Below are 18,338 nucleotides of genomic sequence, written 5' to 3' on the forward strand. Positions count from 1 at the left end.
TTTGTGTTCATTGTGCCGCGGACGGGCTGTATTCCAGCCGGGTTTCGAAATGTTCGGAATGGATAAATTGGTCGCGCGCAGCGTTGAACCATTCACGGTCATTGGGGCTGAGCCACTGGGCATAATACTCTGTCCAGGGCATGGTGGGGTTTTGATCTATGATGGCATTGATCTCGGCAACGGCCTTTTTGCCAAGCGACGTTTTCGCACAGCCAATCGTGGCTTCCAGCAGGGTTGTGTTTCCGGCGATCGGCAGCGCCTTGATCTCCAGATCAGGTGTTTTCTGCCGGCGGTAATATTCGGCTTCTGACGGGAAATACAGTGTCCAGTCGATCCGGTCGAGTGCAAGCATGCGCAGGAACTTGGTGTCATCAGCAACCTGCATGACCTGCTTTGCATTCCGGTAGCGGTTCAGGTGCTCATCGACATGAGTGCCATAGGCGCGACCAAGGCGGACAGCTGTCGAAAGTTTTTCGTCTGCCAGAAGCGCATCAAGCTCAACATGGCCTTCCGCATTAAGGTACGGGGCAAAGCGGTCTTCGTCAGACGCCTGAATGACTACCGAAATTGGCAGATGCAGCAGAACTGTCTTGGCAAAGGTGATGTAGTTGCGCCGCTCAGGGGTGGGGATCAGTGTTGTCGAACACCGCAGGGCGCCTTCGCCGTTTTTCATTTCGGCCAGAAGGCGGGCAAGCGGCACATGAAGGACGCTGTGATCATATTGCGGCAACTGGGCGGCGAACCAGTTCTGGGTATCCGCCGCATAGCCACTAAGTGTTTCACCCTCGGTGATGAAAGCGGGGGCAAAGGCCGGAACCGTCCAGATAAAGGATTGATCTTCTTTAGTGTTCTGAGCCGTTGCATATTCGGGCGTCAGCAACGCGAGCGCGCTTATGGCGCAGGCAATTGCAAATGCCTTTGATCGTGCCTTATGCCAATAAGCCCTTGCCATGCATAACCTTTGCTTGCGCCAGAAAACAGTTCCCAAGAATGCGTTTAAGATACTTCCAGAATTCTTAGGAAAGAGTGTATTTCAGGCCGTTTTCACGCGATCGTCGAATTTTAAATGCATATAGTTATAATGTTTGAATGTGCAACGCGCCGCCAATCTTGACGGCCTGAAATATGGTTGGGAATGGGCCTAAAAAGGAACCGGCCCCCGGGGAAGGGGGCCGGTGTAACCGCGCGGCGGGGTCGGGGGAAAAGGTCGCGCGGCTATGGGGTTAGCTGGTCTGATCGTGCCCGGTTTTTGACAGGGGCGATCCAAACGTCTTTGCGATCCGTGGTTTGACCTTTTGCATCAGCCCGCCCAGCTTGTGGCGCGCCATCAGCGCACAGGGTGTAAAGACCAGGGTCAGAACCGTCGCAAAGGCCAGACCAAAAGCGATGGAGGTTGAAAGCTGTACCCACCATTGGGTGGAGGGTGCCCCAACCGAAACATCACGCGCGGCAAAGTCGATATTGACCTGCAAGACCATCGGCACCAGACCCAGAATGGTCGTCACCGTGGTCAGCATCACCGGGCGCAAGCGTTGTGCGCCGGTTTGCAGAATGGCCGATTCAATACTGCTTGCCGTGTGTTTGAGCCGGTCAAACGTATCGATCAGAACGATGTTGTTGTTCACGACAATCCCGGCCAGTGCGACGATCCCGATGCCGTTCATGACAATCGAAAACGCCTGCCCGGTCAGCATCAGACCCAGGAACACACCCGCCGTCGACATGATGATGGCGATCATGATCAGAAGTGAGCTTGAGATGCTGTTAAACTGGGTGACCAGAATGATGAACATGATGAAGAGTGCGACCGAAAAGGCGTTTTGCAGGAATTCGGCTGACTTTTTCTGTTCTTCGTCCTGGCCCTTGAATTCGACCGAAACGCGCGGATCGATCTCAAGGCGGCTCATCCAGTTTTTGACCTCACCAAGTTTGGTGTCTACCAGCACGCCTTCCTGCACATCGGCCTTTACCGTCAGGGCGCGACGGCTGTCAACGCGGCTGAGTGTACCGGTTTTGGGTTTCGGGGTGCGCTTGATGAAGTTCGCAAGCGGGACCAACCCCTTGTCGGTAACGATCTTGAGGTTTTGCAGCTCCTCGAGCGAACGATAGGTGGCCGGATAGCGGCCGACAATATCGATCTCCTCGGTCGAATCATCCGGGCGATAGGTCGAGAAATTGATGCCGTTGGTCACCAGTTTGACGACATTGCCAATCTGGGTGATGTCGGCCCCGAATTTCAGCGCCTGCGCACGGTCCACGCTATATTCCCAATCAATGCCCGGGGGCGATTTGCCGTCTTCGAAGTTGTAAAGACCGCCCATTTCCTGCAAACCGGTCATCAACATGGTTGCCGTTTCATCCAGCAATTCCGGATAGAAGGACCGCAACTGGATCTGGATATCCTTGCCCTGCGGCGGGCCGGCTTCCTGGGCGCGCACTTCGACCTGAATACCTGCAAGATCTGCGGTTTCCGCCAGAATGCGTTTTTCGATCTCGCTTGCTGTCGGACGGGACTGCCAATCGGCATATTCAAGCTGAACCACGCCAATCACGTCTTCGGGGGCCTCGTTGCCGCCGGCACCATCGCCGGACCGGGCATAGACGGTATCAAACCAGTTCTCGCCTTCGTGATGGGTATCAAGGGCAAGAATTCGGTTCTCAACTTCGCGGAGCAGCGTGTCCTGCTGATAATAGGACATGTTGCCACGTGCACGGACCTGAACCACGGCGACTTCCGGTTCAACCGACGGGAAGAATTCAACACCCTTGCCCAGTTGCCCGAACGCCGCCCAGACCGAAATCAGCACGACAAAGGCCATTGGCACGATCAGCCAATAGAACCGCAAGCAGCCCTTAAGCATCCGGACATAAACCCCGGTACCACCTTTGACCTTTTCGATGTCATCGCCATGATCGGCGGCAATGGCCTCCAAGCTTTCGTTGTTCTGGCTGCCCGGTTTGCCAAACCATGCGCCGACGGTCGGGACAAAGATCAACGCCATGGCAAGCGACGCGGTCAGGGTAAACAGCACCGTGATCGGCAGGAACTTCATGAACTCGCCAACCACATCGGGCCAGAAGGCCAGCGGCAGGAAGGCGGCAAGTGTTGTTGCGGTAGAGGCAATGATCGGAAGCGCCATGCGCTTGGCCGCCAGTGGATAGGCCTTTTTGCGGTGCAGGCCTTCGATCATTTTGCGGTCGGCATATTCGGTCACCACAATCGCGCCATCAACCAGCATCCCGACTGCGAGAATAAGGCTAAACAAGACGACGATATTGACCGTCATCCCCAATCCCCAAAGTACAAGGATTGCGGTCAGGAACGATCCTGGAATGGCAAGACCGACCAAAAGGCCCGAGCGCCAACCCAGTGACCAGATCACCACAACCATTACCAGCAGGATCGCCAGGATCACGCTGTTTTGCAGATCGGTCAGCATGGTGCGGATGTCAGATGACTTGTCCTGCGAATAGCTGATGGTCAGGTTGGGCGGGAAGGCTTTTTGGGCTTCTGCCGTGGTGGCCTTGATGGCATCGATGACTTCGATGATGTTTTCGCCGACACGTTTGGAAACCTCGATCGCAATGGCGGGTTCACCATTCAGGCGGGCAAAGCTTTCAGCATCCTTGAAGGTCCGGCGGACATCACCGATATCGCGGAACCGGATGACGGAATCCCCATCGACCAGAAGCGGCATATCAAGAATGTCATTCACGCTTTCAAAAAGGCCGGGCACCTTGATGTTGAAGCGGCCACTGCCGGTATCAACCGCACCAGCGGCCACCAGCGCGTTGGAACTGCGCACCAGGTTGACGATATCAACACCATTAAGGCGATAGGCCTCGATTTTCATCGGATCAATGATGAATTCGACCAGTTCTTCACGTTCGCCGGCCAGATTGGCTTCCAAAACTGCCGGCAGGCCTTCAATCGCATCTTTCAGGTCACGCGCCATGCGCAGCAATGCGCGTTCGGGCACATCGCCCGACAGGGTGACGACCAGAACCGGAAACAGCGACAGATTGACCTCGTGAACTTCGGGGTCATCGGTATCATCTGGCAGTTCGGACTTGGCGATATCAACCCGTTCGCGGACATCGGCCAGCGCTTCGTCAATCTCGACATCGGAATAGAATTCAAGGGTAACCGACGCCCCGTCCTGATAGGCTTGGGACGTCATTTCCTTGACGCCCTCGATCGAACGGAGTTCCTGTTCCATCGGGCGCAAAAGAAGACGTTCGGCATCTTCGGGCGAGACGCCGTCATGATGCATGGTGACATAAAGAACCGGGATCTGGACATCCGGGTCGGCTTCCTTGGGGATGGTGTTATACCCAACCCAACCCGTCGCCAGCAGCAAAATCAGAACCAGAATGACGGTGCGCGAACGATTAAGCGCGTGATCAATCAGGGACATTTTTCATCTCCTCATGATACGCGCTATTGCGCGGTTTTTTCCGAAAGGGTGGTGGCGCTGTCTTCCGCTTCGGGAACAGCACCCGGGACATCACCATCATCCATGATCGGCAGGCCGTCCTTGTCTGTGTCAAGGTGAACGACCTTTACAGTAGCTCCTTCCTTGACCCAGTCATGGCCAACCACGATCAACTCAAATTCTTCGGGCAGGCCGCCGATCCAGATGCGCTCACGATTGCCGCCCTGAAGTTCGACGGGCAGGAAGTCGACCTTGTTGTCATCAACGACCGCACGCACCCCAAGCTCGCCCTCGTCATTCAGGGTGAGAACCGAGGACGTCACTTTATGAGCCCGTTTGGTGCCAATCGGAATTTCAAGCTCTGCCGTCATGCCATCGGGAATGCGCAGATCGGCATTATCAATCTCGACCTCGACCCGGAAGGTGCGGGTATCGTTATCGGAAACGCGCGCGGTATAGCGCACAATGCCGTCATGGGTGCTGCCATCAAACAATTTCACACTGGCAAGCTGGCCAAGATCAATCGCGCGAATGGAATGTTCGGGGACCTGCGCCACGACCAGCATCGGATCGCCCTGGATAAGCGTTGCGACCGGATCGCCGATGGATAAAAGGTCACCGATCTCGGCCGGGCGTTCTTCAACAATGCCGTCAAACGGGGCGCGGATTTCGGTATTGCCCAGTTCGGTGCGCGCAATGGTCAGGTTGGCGCGCGCCTCTTCAAGCAGGGCAAGCGCCTCGGCAACGCCGGTTTTGGAGCGGTAATTCTTTTCAGCAAGGCTTTCGGCGGCTGTATGTTCCAGTTCGCGCTGCGCAACAAGGGCGCGCGCCTTGGCAACACTGGCCTGACGGTCACCGACGTCAAGGCGGGCGATCAGATCGCCTTTCTGGATCGGCTGGCCTTTTACCGCGCCGATTTCAATGACGCGGGCTTCGGTTTCCGCACGGATATCAACAGAAATGACGGCTTCGGTACGTCCGGTGATGCGCAAGTGATCGACATGGTCAACCGCGTGACTGGTAATCGTACGCACGCTGGCCAATGGTTTGGGCGCATTGCTTTCGGCAGTCGCGCTGTCAGACGCGGTCTGATCGGTCGTTTCATCGGCCGTCAAATAGGAGCTGCCGATCCATATAACGGTCCCAACGACCAGTAGAATGGCGATCAGGCGTGAAGCGTTCATTGTTCTGTTCCCTCAAATATTCCGTTGCCGGAATGCGTCAGTGGCTCTCTGTTGGGCACGTCGGACGTTTTATGGTTCCAGGCGTTGCAGTCTTGTGTACTGCTTATGGTAAGCAGGCTCAGGTCTTGTTGGCCTTGCGATTTCGTAATTCATCGAGCAGGCCCTGCTTGTTTTCGCGAATAAACTTCAAGGTCGCATTGCACATTGCCTGCCCCAGTCCGGCAACAAAGCAGCATCCCGGTTTGGGCGTGCCGTCCTCGTCCCGGTCGTGGGAAGTTTGCGGGGCCGGTTTGTCGGTGTTTTCAGGATCGATCTGCTGGCTCATCAATTGATGGCGGGCGGCAAATTCATCGATCAGGGCCTCGGTCAGCTCAATCGGCATTTCCTCGGCAAAGGTCAGCATGAACAGAATGTCGGACCGGTAGCGATCTTCACCCGGACGCGTCTGCAAAAGGGTGCGCAGGAATGAACGGCGGCCTTCTTGCGTCAGTTGATAGATCTTCTTGTCCGGTTTGTTTTCCTGTTCATGTTCAACAAACGTGACCAACCCATCCTGGGTCAGCTTGGTCAGCGCCGGATAGATCGAACCAAGGGACGCGATCTGAAAATGGCTGAAGGTGCCATCTTCAAACATCTTGCGGATTTCATATCCTGTTGCCTCGCCGCCCATCAGGGCCCCCAGACATAATGTACGTACGTCCATCTTCTGATCTGTATCCTTGTTGCTTCCCCCGGATCGAATGTACCCTGGCGGGGGAAGGTGCCACGGTGACTGTATCAATCCGATATATATCGGACTATCATATATCAATTCGATATAGTCAAGCGACTATGATGGAACTTTTTATGACAGCCTTTCAATCTGGACGACCGACACATGGATGGTGTTACATCGTGGTCAATGATTTTGATCCGGTGCCGGACAGTCGATGGTCAGATTGGCAAACTGGACCGTTTGCGGCGTCCGCCTGTGCATAATCGGACGCCGATAGTGTCCGATTGTGTCTATTGAAACGATATAGTTGGTTTGACCCGGACAGGGTGTGGCCGACATAAAAGGATCGACAAATTCAGGAGCATGCCGGAATGACCGGTTGGACGGATTATGTAAGTACGGTGGTGGCGGCTGTCGGGTTGGTGCAGGCGGTGTTTTTATGTCTGATCTTGCGATCAGAAGGTGCGCGCGCCTTTGGGGCCAACCGTTGGATGATGCTGTTTATTGCTGCCGTCGCGCTCAATCTGATTGAAGATGTCGCCGAACAGTTGATGGCAGCCGATATGGGCGGGTTCCTTAATCTGTTCTTCGGGCCGGTCAATTTTGTCATCGCACCGGCGATCTATCTTTATTTCCGCGAGATTTCCGGCAACCCGTCCCGCCGCCCATGGGGGCATTTTATTTTGCCGCTGGTGGTGCTTAACCTGATTGCCTGGGTTGTCACCCATAATGGCGGTGCGACTGTGTGGGCGGGGCAATATACGACCGGGGAACTGGTTGATGCCTTTTGTTGGATCGCGATCTTTATCCGGATCTCGATCTACCTTGTTCTGTTGTGGCGGGTGGCGTGCCGGTATTTGCACAAAACCCAGGAACAGCTCGGCGCCGACCGCAAGGCCATGCAACGCTGGATCGCGGTGGTTCTGGGTGGTCTGACCTTTGTGTTTATTACGGTCGCGGTTGGCAAAATCGTCGGGCTTTATCTGCCCGAGAACACCGAAATGTTTGGCACCGAGGTCGCCTTTGCGCTGGTGCTGTTTGCCATGAGTTATGAAATTGCCACCCAACCGGCTTTGTTCGTCATGGCCGACTGGCCATCAGATGATGCGTCGGATGATGGAGATGATCGCAGCAGCGGTGAGACCCTTGAGGTATCCGAGCAACCGGCGACAGTATCCGTCGCGAGTGCGTCGGAAAAAGCACCGATCATAACTGATGTCTCAAATGATGGAAGCGCACCGCGCCCCTTGCTTGATCAGGATGGCGTGACGCGGGCCTTGGCCCGGTTGGACGATATTCAGGCGCGTGGGGATATCCTGCTAGACCCGCTTGTCTCCTTGCCAAAGCTAGCGCGTGCAGTCGGCATTACCGCCAATCAGCTATCCTATGTGCTCAACCACCATGTCGGCAAAAGCTTCTTTGATTTCGTCAATGCCGCGCGGGTGGCGGAAGCACGGTCTGTGCTGGTGTTGGAGCCCGATCGCACCATCCTTGATATTGCGCTCAGTGTTGGTTTTAACTCCAAATCGACCTTTAACTTGGCGTTTAAGAAAATCACCGGCGAAACGCCAAGTGCCGTCCGTGACGCCGCGCGGCAGGCGGTTGCCAAACCCGAAACCCTGTCCGAGGCCGCAACACAAAGTCCGGATCAACAGCATTGGACGCCAAAGGCCGGGTGATTACCCATCATGAGGCCCTCTTAACCCGAGGGGGCCTCCATGCATCACGATCAGCCGTTTTCGACCGACCCGACCCAAGACATCGCAAGTACCAGCCCGTCAGCAGATGATTTACAGATCATCCAGCGCCGTCGCAAACGCACGCTTCGCATTGGGGGTGTTGTGCTGCTGGCATTGGTGTGTTTTGCCCGTGCGGGGTTTGATCGCAGTTCTGCATGGCATGACAGCATCGAGGCCATCGGGATCCTTGCGATCATGCTGTGTATCTTCGGGCGGGGGTGGTGCGCGCTTTATATTGGCGGACGCAAAAAGACGTCGCTGGTCACACTTGGCCCATATTCCATCAGTCGCAATCCGCTGTATGTCTTTAGCTTCATTGGCGCTTTCGGGGTCGGGGCGCAGACGGGCAGTCTGGTGATTGCGGGGCTGTTTGCCCTTGGTTGCTGGTTGGTGTTTCGCGGCGTGGTGGCCCATGAAGAAGCCATGCTGACTGAGCGGTTTCAGGCGTCCTTTGCAGACTATTGCCAATCCGTTCCGCGATTTGGTCCCAACCTGATGAAATGGCAAGATACGGAAACCATCATGGTTAAGCCCGATCTGTTCCTTGTAACCTTACGCGATGCTTGCTGGTTTCTGATTGCCGCCCCGGTGTTTGAGGGCATCAAGATATTGCAGGAACAGGGATGGCTGATCCCCCTGATCTGGTTGCCATAAGGCGCAGATGGCATGGCGTCAGGCAGCATCAGGCAGCGTCATTGGTTGGCGTACCGCCCAGCGATTTGATCATCCGTTCGCGTTCTTCTTCGCGCAGCGGATCGGAATCAAGTGCCAGTGCGGCTTCAAGGACCTGTGGGTCCACTTTCAGGATATCATTCCCGTCTGTTTGATCCTCCTTCGCCCATAAATGGATATGGCATTCCAGCTTTATGTAGCTGCGGGTCGCCGCATCAGGATCAAGCTTTTCATGGGTGTCGACTTCATATTCGCCAGGCGACAGCAATCCCGGATGACTGGGCAGGTGGAACGGATGAAAGAACGTCACCGTACGATGGGTTGTGCGGGTTATGCTCATGATCATGGCTCCTTCGAGCATCCGGAAGATGACCGCCGACGGTGCTGATCTGGTTTTTGTTGTGAATATGCACCTATCGGGGGCGAGATCGGGCGGAAACATCCGGCCTGATTTCTTCCGGCAGGTTAATTTGGCGCTTTTCCCAGTGGGTATGCTCAGTCCCAAGAGAGCCGTTTACGGCAATGTCCCAAAGCGCCATCTGGCCCGACACCAGGAAAACAGGTGCCGGTTACGTATATTTTATATGGTGTTAGAAATCAAAAAGCGCAACTTTTCAGCATGTTTCAGCGCTTTTCGGATCGCTCAGACCCCGCGCAGATTGCCCCAGACATGGACATGCCATTGCGGTAAAACGCGGACATCAAACCATTTGCGCCGGGCGACTTCATCGACCAGCCAGCGATAGCGTTCCGTCAGGCCATCGGTATCCACCCCGTCTGCGCCATCCGGGTGGGGCTCCGCAGGGGTTGTATTGACCGGCTGTAAACAGACCGGAATGCCAATGTGAAGGTTCCTCACATAATCGGCAAACAGCAGGTCTGCTTCGTCACGGACCGGGAATTTCAGGGTGATTGCCGGGCCGTTCAGCATACCATTGGCTTGCGCGGCATGAATACAGGCCGCAAGCGCGTCCTTATCAAAGCTGGTCGAGGCGCTTGGCGGTTTGGGGCTGATCGTCAGGAAATTGAGATCGGCAAACCAGTCCTTGGCGATGCTGCCCTGGGTTTCAATCGCGAATGTGAATCCTTCTGCCTTGCCCAAGGCAATTAGCTCACCCAATGGCTGGATTGCCGGATTGCCGCCCGAAAGCGTGATCAGGATCGGCTTGCCGCCAGACAGCTTTTTGACCGCGTCCAACACCTCGGTCGCAGACATCGGTTTCCAGTCGGTACGAAAGGCCGGATCAACGGCATAAAGCGTGTCGCACCACGAACAGCGGAAATCACAGCCGCCCGTGCGGACAAACACGGTGGGCATGCCGATCAGCGCCCCTTCGCCCTGAACGGTCGGACCAAAGATTTCCGAAATGCGGATTTTACCGCGCGTCTCGGAAAGCTCTGCGAGGTTGGGGTCGTGCACTGTCATGGACGATATTCCGCCCAGGTTTTCGGCGTTTCGGAAACCCGCACGGCTGAGACTTCCGGCCAGCGATCATGCGCCCAGTCATAGAAAAACAGGGCCAGACGTTCTGCCGTCGGATGGTCGTGACCGAGAACCTCATTCAAGTGCCGGTGATCAAATTCGTCATCGATCAGACGTTTGAGCGGGCCAAGTTCGCGGTAATCCCGCACAAAGCCGCGTTCATCAAGGTTGGCACCCTTAAGCTCCACCTCGACGATATAGTTATGGCCATGCAGGCGGGCGCACGGGTGGTCTTCAACAAGGCCACTCAGCTGGTGGCTGGCGGAAAAGGCGAATTGTTTGGTGATGGTGAACATCTGTTTTCTTTCGGTGTCGTCCATTTGTCGGCCATGCGTATGCGGATCGAGGTCCCCGTACCTGCCTTCGTGTTTTATTTCGGATGATTGGTTGTATGGTGATGGCGTAGTGAGAGGTATGACTTATCTCAAGGAGCGGGCTGTATCATGGACTTAAAGCTGCATGCTAATGCCACCACAACACCGCGGACACGAGCCTATATTCAAGCAAGCAGTGCTTCCATTGCTGAGCTGGCCCTGGAACTTGGCGTAAGCGAGACCACCGTCCGGCGATGGAAAGGACGTGCCGATGTTCATGACCTCTCGCATCGGCCAAAGCGCATCCAGACACACTTCACCGCCTGCGAGGAAGAAATCGCTGTTGAATTACGGTCCCTGATAGGCCTCTCCATCGACGATATTCTGGAGGTCATGCGTCGCTGTGTGCGGGCCGATATCTCACGTTCGTCTCTGCATCGCTGCCTTAAGCGCCATGGTATCTCTGGCAAGCCTGCTGTCCCTAAACAGGCTTCTCAGATTTTCGAGCCTGTGGCATTCGGCTATGTTCATGTCGACCTCAAGCATCTCACCCGGATCGGCGGAAAAACAGCCTACGTTTTTGTTGCCATCGAGAGGGTGACAAGTTTTGTTCATGTAGAGATCGTTCAGAAACGAAATGCTGAAACCATTGCTGTCTGCTTCGAGCATTTTCTGGAAGCCTTTAGCTATCCTGTTCACACCGTATTGACCGATAACGGTTCGGAATTCACCGACAGGTTTGGTGGTGCCTACTGGACAACCCGCACCAAAGGAACCGGGCAGCATGCTTTCGACAAAGTCTGTGCCGCACACGGCATCAAGCACAAGCTGACGCGGCCCTATCGACCACAAACAAATGGCAAAGTCGAGCGCTTCAACCGTCGCCTCGGCGAAGCCCTCTCAAACGCTCCTGCAAACGGAAAAAATGCAGGACGAAATCGTTTCGAAACTCACGCCGAGCGCAACGACTTTATAAAAACCTTCATCGACAATTATAACAGAACAAGATTGCGATCCCTTGGGTACAAGGCACCTCTTGAGGCACTTGCCAATCTCTCGGGACACAACACCTTCGCGGGCACAGGCTCTTCGCGGGGATGGCGCAGCCAAATCATGCGGTCTTGCCGCCGACCCCTCATGCCCGCGCAGGCGGGCATCCATGGTGCAGAAAATGGAAAGTGTTACTCCGCGGCGCTGGTGGCGCTTGTTTCGTGATCGGCAAGCTGGCGCGCGCGATGATCTGCACGGGCCTGTTTCCAGTAATCACGATCCTGATAAACCGTCGGGTCCTTGACCCGGGCGAGTTCAAGTGCCTCGCGCCGTTCAACGCAGGTACCACAGCGCCCACAATGGGTGTCTTCGCCTTTGTAACAGGACCAGGTCAGGTCAACCGGCACACCAAGACGCCCGGCTTCAAGCGCGATGTCGGCCTTGGAGATATTGACAAACGGCGTATAGAGTTTGACGTCCTTGACCCCTTCAAGCGCGTGGTCCTGCATCGCCTGAAAGGCGTTGATGAAATCGGGACGGCAATCGGGATAGATGAAATGATCCCCGCCATGCACAGCGGCGGCCACCGCATCGGCCCCGGCACTGGCCGCCGCGCCAAAGGCAACAGCGAGCATGATGGCATTGCGGTTGGGCACCACGGTAATGCGCATGGTTTCTTCGGCGTAATGGCCATCGGGCACATCGATATCATCACTGGTCAGCGACGATCCGCCCAGAAGGGCGCCCACCGGGGTCAGATCCACGATGTGATGTTTCACACCAAGATCGCGCGCGGTGCGGGCGGCGAAATCGAGTTCCTTTTTATGGCGCTGGCCATAATCAAACGAAATCAGGGAATGCAGGTTGTGCTCGGCCGCGACCTTATAGGCCAGCGTGACGGAATCCAGCCCGCCAGAGCAGACGACAATCGTCTTCATAATGATATGTCTTTCGTGTTTTTAACCTGGTGCTACGACAGGGGAAGGAACATCCTTCCAAGGGGGCGCGGTGTGCCATGATGCGGCGCCAAGCGCAAGCAAAAATGCACGCATGCGGCCATGCGTGGGGCGCAGGAATGCTGGGGTTCTTGCGTCAGGTCGCTACTTGGAGGCGCGCTTGATCAGGTGCGCGTTCCGCTAAGTACATGAAAACAAATCGGGACCTGAAAATGGCTGTCTTCGATGTAAGGCGCGAGGGTTTCAAACATCGCCGCATTGATCGCGCCAACTTCCATATCCGATGAATTGCGCAGGACATTGCCAAACAGCATGTCCATTTGCGGCTTCCAGAACGGGGCGGTTTCGGGAATACGACCCGCCGGGCTGTGGCTGGTATCGGTCACATCGCCAAAGCCGGCTTTTTGCAGGCGGGCGGTGGCATTTTCGACATCGCCAAAGCAAAACGGATCCAGCCCGGCCGCATCAAACCCGATGCCAAGGATATTGCCCAGAACCGCATCCATCGCAGCAAAAAGCGGATTATCAACCAAGGGCGCCCAGACCATGAAAACGGCCTTGCCGCCCGGGCGCAGAACCCGGAATGCCTCGCAAAGCGCCTTGTCGGGATCATCGCAGAACATCACGCCAAAGCGGCACGACACCACGTCAAAAGATTGATCCTCAAAAGGCAGCTTTTCCATATCGGTGGGCGTCGCCGTGATGTTGGAAATTTCTTCTTCCGCTGCGCGCTCCATCAGGGCGTCGCACATATCGGGCACAATATCGGTGGCGATGACATGCCCCGAAATTCCGGGGATGTTAGCGCTATCATGACTCCCGCCACCACCTAGGGCGCGGGCAAAGGAAAAGGCTGGTTCGCCAACCCCGGATGCCAGATCAAGGATCTCAAGCGGGGCGCCATCACGCTTGGCTGACAGGCCCTTGAGGTCAGCCGCCTCGATCATGTGGCGATTGATTTTCTCGGCCGCTGGCGCCAGGCGTTCCGCCCAGGTGATCCAGTCAGTGGAAAGATTTTGCCAAGTCTCGGATGTCGGGGTGGTGGTCATGGTCGGTCCGTTTCCCTTTGGGTTAGGGCATGACCATAGACGTAAACAGTGACCTGTTTAAAGCATGTTTTGCAGCGCAATGCCGGTGAGAAGCCCCGCGCACCATGGCGCGGGACTTCTCAGGGTCCAAACTCATTCAAATGATCGATCCGGCAATTGATATGAGAGAAAAAGGAAGGAAAAGCCCGCAAATTGGGGTGATCCCCAATCAAGGGATTTGACGCAGAGGCTTTCTTTCATATCAATTGTCCTCCGGATCACCCGGATTTGCACGGGCTATTTTGTCGCAAAATATTGAAAGATATCGATCTTCCTGCAATTTTGCTTCGCATATCCGCACAAATCCGGGAGACCGGAACGGTCATTTGAATGAGTTTGGACCCTGCACACCGGAAGGGGGCTCTTCAACCTTCCAGCAAGCGTAAAAGGTTCTGGCGTATTTCGCTGATGCGCGCGAGCACCGTGACACTCGATTGGACCAGAAGCTGGTTGGAGGCAAAGTCGGTCAGTTCTGCCGCAACATCGAGATCAAGCAGGCTGGAGCGTGCCTCCTCAACATTTTCAAGGGTTGCGGAAAGGTTCTGACTTGCGACATCCAGACGGTTCTGGTTGGTGCCGATATTTGTGCGGGCGCGTTGAAGGTCATCAATCGCCCGTGTGACGGTTTCGATGGCCGCGCGGGCCTTGGCGGATGTGGCAATGGCATTGCTGCCAAGATCATCAAGGCTTTGTTCGGTGCCGTTCTTGCCGCTGCCAAGGTTGGCACCATCAACCGCGGTCATCGCAATCGACACCTGATCTGCGGCGGTCCCGCCGCTTCCGACCTGCAAGTAAACCCGATCAGAGAGTTCCTTGCCCTGATCTTCAAGCACCGAGAATGTCGGGTTGGAACCAAAAAGCTGTACGCTTGTGGATCCGTCGGCCCCGGCACCGTCTGAGCCCTGTGACAGGGCAGTTGCGATCGTTGCCCCGATATTGAAGTTCAGATCAACCTTCACCCCGACGTCATCAAATTCAAGGCTCAGCTTGTCGGCAAGGGTAAGGGCCTTGCTGCCGCCGGTGGCGTAATCGGTGACATCAATGCTGTGGCTTCGATCATTCGAATTGCCATCAATATCGGCAATGGCATTAAGGAAAACCCGGTCGCCACTTTTTGTCAGATCAAGCCGAAGCCGGGTATCACCAAGCCCGTCATCGCCGTCATCGCTCGCCCAATAATTGTCATGGGTAATGGCAACATTGGAAAAACCGTTGGCATGTGACAGGGCGCGCGCGCTGCCCCCGGTCTTGAGGTCCGAATAATCAAGCGACACATCGCTGCTGTCGCCCAACAGCTGGATGCCGTTGAAGTTGCTTGAGGATGCAATTCGATTGATCTCGTCACGCAACCCGATGAATTCATCATTGAGAAACCCGCGCTCGGCTTCTGACAGGTTTCCCGATGCGGCCTGGGCGGCCAATGTCTTCATGCGGATCAGTGCATCACTGATGGTTGCCATGCCCCCATCTGCGATTTGCAGCATGGAATTGCCCTGACCGATATTGACAATCCCCGACGTGATGGCCGTGGCAGTCGAATTCAGTCGTGTGCCGATGGCCATGGAAGTGGCATCATCGCGCGCAGATAAAACACGCTGTCCCGATGCCAATTTGGCAAGCGACCTGGTTGTCGCTTCCTCGGCGCGTAGCAGATTGCGGTGAGCAAGGCTCGCCGCATGGTTGGATATGATATTTGACGCCATGTCGCAGTTCCTACCTGAACAAGCAAAACGAAGGGTGGCGGCGTTTGTGGTCTTTGGTCATGTGACCTCTACATGAGGTCGACTGCGCAAAAGATTAATTAGATAAAACTGAAATTGCAACAGATAATATTAGGGTTTTGTCATCCATAAGTATCTGAAAAACATAAATAATATAACACCCTACACCAAAGAGGGGGAAGTTGGAGGTGCGTGTTTCTCGCCGATCAGAAGCCCTTTTCGCGGCGGGGCGTGCCAAAAAAGAAGGCCTTGCGTGAAACACAAGGCCTTCAATAAGTGAACAGTTTTGGCACGCTAGGCGTGTTGCAACAGGTACCCGGAGTGCCGGGGACATGACCTTGGCTTACGGCTTCGCGCGGAGAGCAAAGCCGACCCGATCAGGTTTTGTTTGTGAAGTGTGTTTTGCGCGTGCAAAGCAACGTCGCGCAGGGAAAGCGCGCCTATCGTTTCACGCCACAGTGCGCAGACGCATGACATTGCCGACCCGGAAACGGGGTACCGCCAACGCAGGGCCGCAAATGCAGCGCAGACAAAATCGATATTCAGAGCCATGTCAAAGTTCCTACCTGAACAAGCAAGGCGTTGATTGCACGATACAGATCTCTCTACATGAAAGACTGTATATTAGATTTATATATAGTGTGATGAATTTTGCAAGCCATTCATTTTCGGGGTTATCCCGAATGGTGCCTTGTAAATGAAAAAATCGTTCAAGCACTCTAGATGAACTGAACGCTTTCGTTTTTATGTCTCCTCATGCCCCTCACAGGTATTCGAGTTACGCGTCGATAAATAGAAAAACGTGATATAAGGCGCAACATGAACCGGGACATAAAAGAAGGTTTCAAGATCTCCAGTGTTGCCGGGGTAATATTCCTGATTGCGCTGACAATCGCACTTTATTTGGGGTTTGCTGTTACCCTTTTTGCTGGGTTTACCGCGGATATTCAGCGTGAATTGTTGAGCCGTGAACTGAGTAATTCATCGCCGGGAAGCCTGGAACGTATTGTTTTACAGGCCTATCACGAAGTTGAGCTTCGCGAAGATCTCGCTAGTCTGGGTGATGATCTACGTGAATTGGATACACAGGTCCTCCAGATGACTCTCGAGACCCGGGTTGTAAGAAGAGAAACCATGTCAGCATGGTGGAAGGCTTTTGACCGATTTTCCGAATTAGGTCGCACTATCATTAATAATAGGGCGGCGTTTGATACCGGATTTGCTCAGGTCTTTTTACAGAGTGTGAATAGGATCTCCAAAGAGAACGAGACGGGTGTCGACAGTCAGAGCAATTTGCATACCTCGCACCGGAGTTCAGATGAATTACCGCAGTTGAGCTTGCAAGAGGCGATACCATCTATAAAGCGTCTTTATCGGTTGCTTGATAGGCCGAACTTCGTTGTCAGTTCCAATGGATATCTCATCAAAGAGGTCAAAGAGCAAACGGATGCCATTCGCATCGCAATGATCGCGTTTGACAAAAATTTAGCGCATATGGAGCTCGAATTGGCCAACACTCGATCCGTTCGGCTACAAGTCAGTCAATTGCGCGATAGCCTTCAAAGGCAAGTTAGCGATCTAAAGGACGAAATCGAGCGCATTGGGCTGGAGGGAGATTATGAGGCCTCGTCAATACTAGCGTTGTTTGAGCATCCGGTAGGCTATGCCCTTTCCTACCTAATTCAGTTGCCTACGATCATGCTGACTTTGTTGGTGACGGTTGCTGCAGGTGGGCTTGGTGCTGTCGTCGCCTTTACCCGTCAAAGATTCGAACCGGAAAAGGGTACCAGTTCACGCAAAGATGAGGTGGCACCAGAGAAGATTGAGCAATCTTCAAAGTCAGAGCGACATGCCTTGGCGCCAATCGACGAAAGCCTTGAGTCATCTGCTCGTCTACTGGTGATGAGCGGTGAGGGCGTTGCGGCCGCAATTGCGATCTTTTTGTGTGCCGAGGCCGGGATGCTGATGGTTAGCCAAGGGGGCACAGATGCGTCCGGGCAAATCGATATTAGCCCTTTTTTGATCGCCTTCATGGCCTTTGTCTCAGGCTTTATGGCGGAAGATGCTTTTAATCGTATTCAGATTGCTGGGAAAAAGCTCTTTCGGGTTGAGGCCAAAGACTAGGGGAAGGAAAAAGCCCGCGAGCGAACAAAAGAAAAACCGGCCCCAATGGAGCCGGTTTTAATCTGCGCGAACGAGATGTTTGGAAGATCAGCCGTTGGTGCCGTAGCGCGGGGTGTTGCGCTGGGCATTGCTGCCAGCTTCGGCGTAGGCTTGGCTGGCCTGTGCGGTCTGGGTGATCTGCGACTGCAGGACCTGTTCATCGCGTTCCGGCGTTGCGGCTTCGGCCGCTTCTTCTGACGCGTCGCTGTTATAGAGCTCGGTCAGGCGCTGCTCGATGCTTTGCAGGCCTTCGTTCAGGCGTTCTTCGGTTTCGTTGATATTGCCATTGATTTCATCATTGAGCGCGCCAAGACCATCAAGGACGGCGCGGGCGTCTTCGAGACCGGCCTGAATGCCTTCGCTGGCCTGATCGAAAATCTCGCGGGCCTCGGTCTCGGAGCTCGCGTTTGAGGCAATCAGATCGCCAACGCGCGCAAGGATGCGATCGGCAACGGCTTCGGGCGTGAAATCATCGGGATCAACACCCTGGATCGACAGACCGGTCGATTGCAGGCTTTCATTGATCGCGGCAACGATATTGTCGGCTGATAAGCGGGTGGCTGATTCCGAAGACAGCGAAACAGACGTCGCAGCCGCAAAGGCGGACGTGCCGTTATTGCCGGTTTTTTCAGAATCGCTCTGGCCCGGCAAATAGGATTGTGCCGAGCGCGCAGATGCGCCGGATTGTTGGGATGACAGACCACCAATGGTGATATCCATATTCGTCCTCCCTGGACGGAGAGCTTTGAGAGCCGTGCTGACAACCAGCACTTTTCCAAGCAATTCCACGCCTCGATTTCTCGTACGGTTGCTTGCTTGGCAGAATTCAAACTTCAATATGGCATGGAAAGGCGTAAAAATCCAGTCCTGATGTGCA

15 protein-coding genes are annotated in these 18,338 nt (G+C 54.8%); 4 read left to right on the top strand and 11 right to left on the bottom strand.

The window, feature by feature from the left end:
* Positions 1-7: 7 nt before the first annotated feature.
* From ACXAF0_RS07040 to ACXAF0_RS07055, 4 genes are all read right to left on the bottom strand, one after another.
* Positions 8-952 carry a TIGR02285 family protein gene (locus ACXAF0_RS07040; protein ID WP_475345175.1) on the bottom strand — a complete coding sequence of 315 codons (945 nt, stop codon included), beginning with the start codon at positions 950-952 and terminating at the stop codon, positions 8-10.
* A 271-nt stretch (positions 953-1,223) separates the two neighbouring features.
* A complete protein-coding gene (locus ACXAF0_RS07045) occupies positions 1,224-4,418 on the bottom strand; it encodes an efflux RND transporter permease subunit (protein ID WP_475345176.1) in 3,195 nt (1,064 codons plus the stop codon).
* 23 nt (positions 4,419-4,441) lie between these two features.
* Positions 4,442-5,620, bottom strand: coding sequence for an efflux RND transporter periplasmic adaptor subunit (locus ACXAF0_RS07050; RefSeq protein ID WP_475345177.1), 1,179 nt, complete (start codon positions 5,618-5,620; stop codon positions 4,442-4,444).
* Between the two features lie 118 nt (positions 5,621-5,738).
* Positions 5,739-6,323 (bottom strand): PadR family transcriptional regulator, encoded by a 585-nt coding sequence (locus ACXAF0_RS07055; RefSeq protein ID WP_475345178.1) that lies wholly within the window; start codon positions 6,321-6,323, stop codon positions 5,739-5,741.
* A 383-nt stretch (positions 6,324-6,706) separates the two neighbouring features.
* Here ACXAF0_RS07055 and ACXAF0_RS07060 point away from each other — a divergent pair, with 383 nt between their 5' ends.
* On the top strand, positions 6,707-8,014 hold the full coding sequence (locus ACXAF0_RS07060) for a helix-turn-helix domain-containing protein (protein WP_475345179.1): 1,308 nt from the start codon (positions 6,707-6,709) through the stop codon (positions 8,012-8,014).
* Between the two features lie 39 nt (positions 8,015-8,053).
* Positions 8,054-8,728 carry a methyltransferase family protein gene (locus ACXAF0_RS07065; RefSeq protein WP_475345180.1) on the top strand — a complete coding sequence of 225 codons (675 nt, stop codon included), beginning with the start codon at positions 8,054-8,056 and terminating at the stop codon, positions 8,726-8,728.
* A 28-nt stretch (positions 8,729-8,756) separates the two neighbouring features.
* On the opposite strand, the gene ACXAF0_RS07070 is transcribed toward ACXAF0_RS07065, so the two are convergent.
* The 3 genes from ACXAF0_RS07070 to queD form a co-directional block, all read right to left on the bottom strand.
* Positions 8,757-9,086 carry a hypothetical protein gene (locus ACXAF0_RS07070; RefSeq protein ID WP_475345181.1) on the bottom strand — a complete coding sequence of 110 codons (330 nt, stop codon included), beginning with the start codon at positions 9,084-9,086 and terminating at the stop codon, positions 8,757-8,759.
* A 303-nt stretch (positions 9,087-9,389) separates the two neighbouring features.
* The gene (gene queE / locus ACXAF0_RS07075) at positions 9,390-10,172 is read right to left on the bottom strand and encodes a 7-carboxy-7-deazaguanine synthase QueE (protein ID WP_475345182.1); all 783 of its coding nucleotides are present in this window, start codon (positions 10,170-10,172) and stop codon (positions 9,390-9,392) included.
* Positions 10,169-10,525, bottom strand: coding sequence for a 6-carboxytetrahydropterin synthase QueD (queD, locus tag ACXAF0_RS07080; RefSeq protein WP_475345183.1), 357 nt, complete (start codon positions 10,523-10,525; stop codon positions 10,169-10,171). Before queD ends, queE begins: the two co-directional genes overlap by 4 nt.
* Before the next feature lie 147 nt (positions 10,526-10,672).
* On the opposite strand from queD, the gene ACXAF0_RS07085 reads away from it, so the two are divergent.
* Entirely contained in the window at positions 10,673-11,758 is a 1,086-nt protein-coding gene (locus ACXAF0_RS07085; RefSeq protein ID WP_475345184.1) for a DDE-type integrase/transposase/recombinase, read from the top strand.
* On the opposite strand, the gene queC is transcribed toward ACXAF0_RS07085, so the two are convergent.
* The 3 genes from queC to ACXAF0_RS07100 all read right to left on the bottom strand — a co-directional run bounded on the left by queC (position 11,725) and on the right by ACXAF0_RS07100 (position 15,280).
* Positions 11,725-12,471 carry a 7-cyano-7-deazaguanine synthase QueC gene (gene queC, locus ACXAF0_RS07090; RefSeq protein ID WP_475345185.1) on the bottom strand — a complete coding sequence of 249 codons (747 nt, stop codon included), beginning with the start codon at positions 12,469-12,471 and terminating at the stop codon, positions 11,725-11,727. The two genes, ACXAF0_RS07085 and queC, sit on opposite strands and share 34 nt — an antisense overlap.
* A gap of 182 nt (positions 12,472-12,653) precedes the next feature.
* Entirely contained in the window at positions 12,654-13,538 is an 885-nt protein-coding gene (locus ACXAF0_RS07095; protein WP_475345186.1) for a class I SAM-dependent methyltransferase, read from the bottom strand.
* Between the two features lie 404 nt (positions 13,539-13,942).
* Positions 13,943-15,280: a flagellin N-terminal helical domain-containing protein gene (locus ACXAF0_RS07100; RefSeq protein ID WP_475345187.1), complete on the bottom strand. Its 1,338-nt coding sequence runs from the start codon at positions 15,278-15,280 to the stop codon at positions 13,943-13,945.
* Positions 15,281-16,117: 837 nt separating this feature from the next.
* Here ACXAF0_RS07100 and ACXAF0_RS07105 point away from each other — a divergent pair.
* Positions 16,118-17,422 carry a hypothetical protein gene (locus ACXAF0_RS07105; protein ID WP_475345188.1) on the top strand — a complete coding sequence of 435 codons (1,305 nt, stop codon included), beginning with the start codon at positions 16,118-16,120 and terminating at the stop codon, positions 17,420-17,422.
* 87 nt (positions 17,423-17,509) lie between these two features.
* Here the strand turns inward: ACXAF0_RS07105 and ACXAF0_RS07110 are convergent, their stop codons facing one another.
* A complete protein-coding gene (locus ACXAF0_RS07110) occupies positions 17,510-18,181 on the bottom strand; it encodes a DUF5610 domain-containing protein (RefSeq protein ID WP_475345189.1) in 672 nt (223 codons plus the stop codon).
* Positions 18,182-18,338 lie beyond the last annotated feature (157 nt).

The organism is Thalassospira sp. ABD4_177 (genome assembly GCF_056160125.1).

Bases quoted from the DNA above. Each gene is read 5' to 3' on its own strand.
- ACXAF0_RS07040 (WP_475345175.1), bottom strand. From the start codon at position 952: ATGGCAAGGGCTTATTGGCATAAGGCACGATCAAAGGCATTTGCAATT.
- ACXAF0_RS07045 (WP_475345176.1), bottom strand. From the start codon at position 4,418: ATGTCCCTGATTGATCACGCGCTTAATCGTTCGCGCACCGTCATTCTG.
- ACXAF0_RS07050 (WP_475345177.1), bottom strand. From the start codon at position 5,620: ATGAACGCTTCACGCCTGATCGCCATTCTACTGGTCGTTGGGACCGTT.
- ACXAF0_RS07055 (WP_475345178.1), bottom strand. From the start codon at position 6,323: ATGGACGTACGTACATTATGTCTGGGGGCCCTGATGGGCGGCGAGGCA.
- ACXAF0_RS07060 (WP_475345179.1), top strand. From the start codon at position 6,707: ATGACCGGTTGGACGGATTATGTAAGTACGGTGGTGGCGGCTGTCGGG.
- ACXAF0_RS07065 (WP_475345180.1), top strand. From the start codon at position 8,054: ATGCATCACGATCAGCCGTTTTCGACCGACCCGACCCAAGACATCGCA.
- ACXAF0_RS07070 (WP_475345181.1), bottom strand. From the start codon at position 9,086: ATGAGCATAACCCGCACAACCCATCGTACGGTGACGTTCTTTCATCCG.
- queE (WP_475345182.1), bottom strand. From the start codon at position 10,172: ATGACAGTGCACGACCCCAACCTCGCAGAGCTTTCCGAGACGCGCGGT.
- queD (WP_475345183.1), bottom strand. From the start codon at position 10,525: ATGTTCACCATCACCAAACAATTCGCCTTTTCCGCCAGCCACCAGCTG.
- ACXAF0_RS07085 (WP_475345184.1), top strand. From the start codon at position 10,673: ATGGACTTAAAGCTGCATGCTAATGCCACCACAACACCGCGGACACGA.
- queC (WP_475345185.1), bottom strand. From the start codon at position 12,471: ATGAAGACGATTGTCGTCTGCTCTGGCGGGCTGGATTCCGTCACGCTG.
- ACXAF0_RS07095 (WP_475345186.1), bottom strand. From the start codon at position 13,538: ATGACCACCACCCCGACATCCGAGACTTGGCAAAATCTTTCCACTGAC.
- ACXAF0_RS07100 (WP_475345187.1), bottom strand. From the start codon at position 15,280: ATGGCGTCAAATATCATATCCAACCATGCGGCGAGCCTTGCTCACCGC.
- ACXAF0_RS07105 (WP_475345188.1), top strand. From the start codon at position 16,118: ATGAACCGGGACATAAAAGAAGGTTTCAAGATCTCCAGTGTTGCCGGG.
- ACXAF0_RS07110 (WP_475345189.1), bottom strand. From the start codon at position 18,181: ATGGATATCACCATTGGTGGTCTGTCATCCCAACAATCCGGCGCATCT.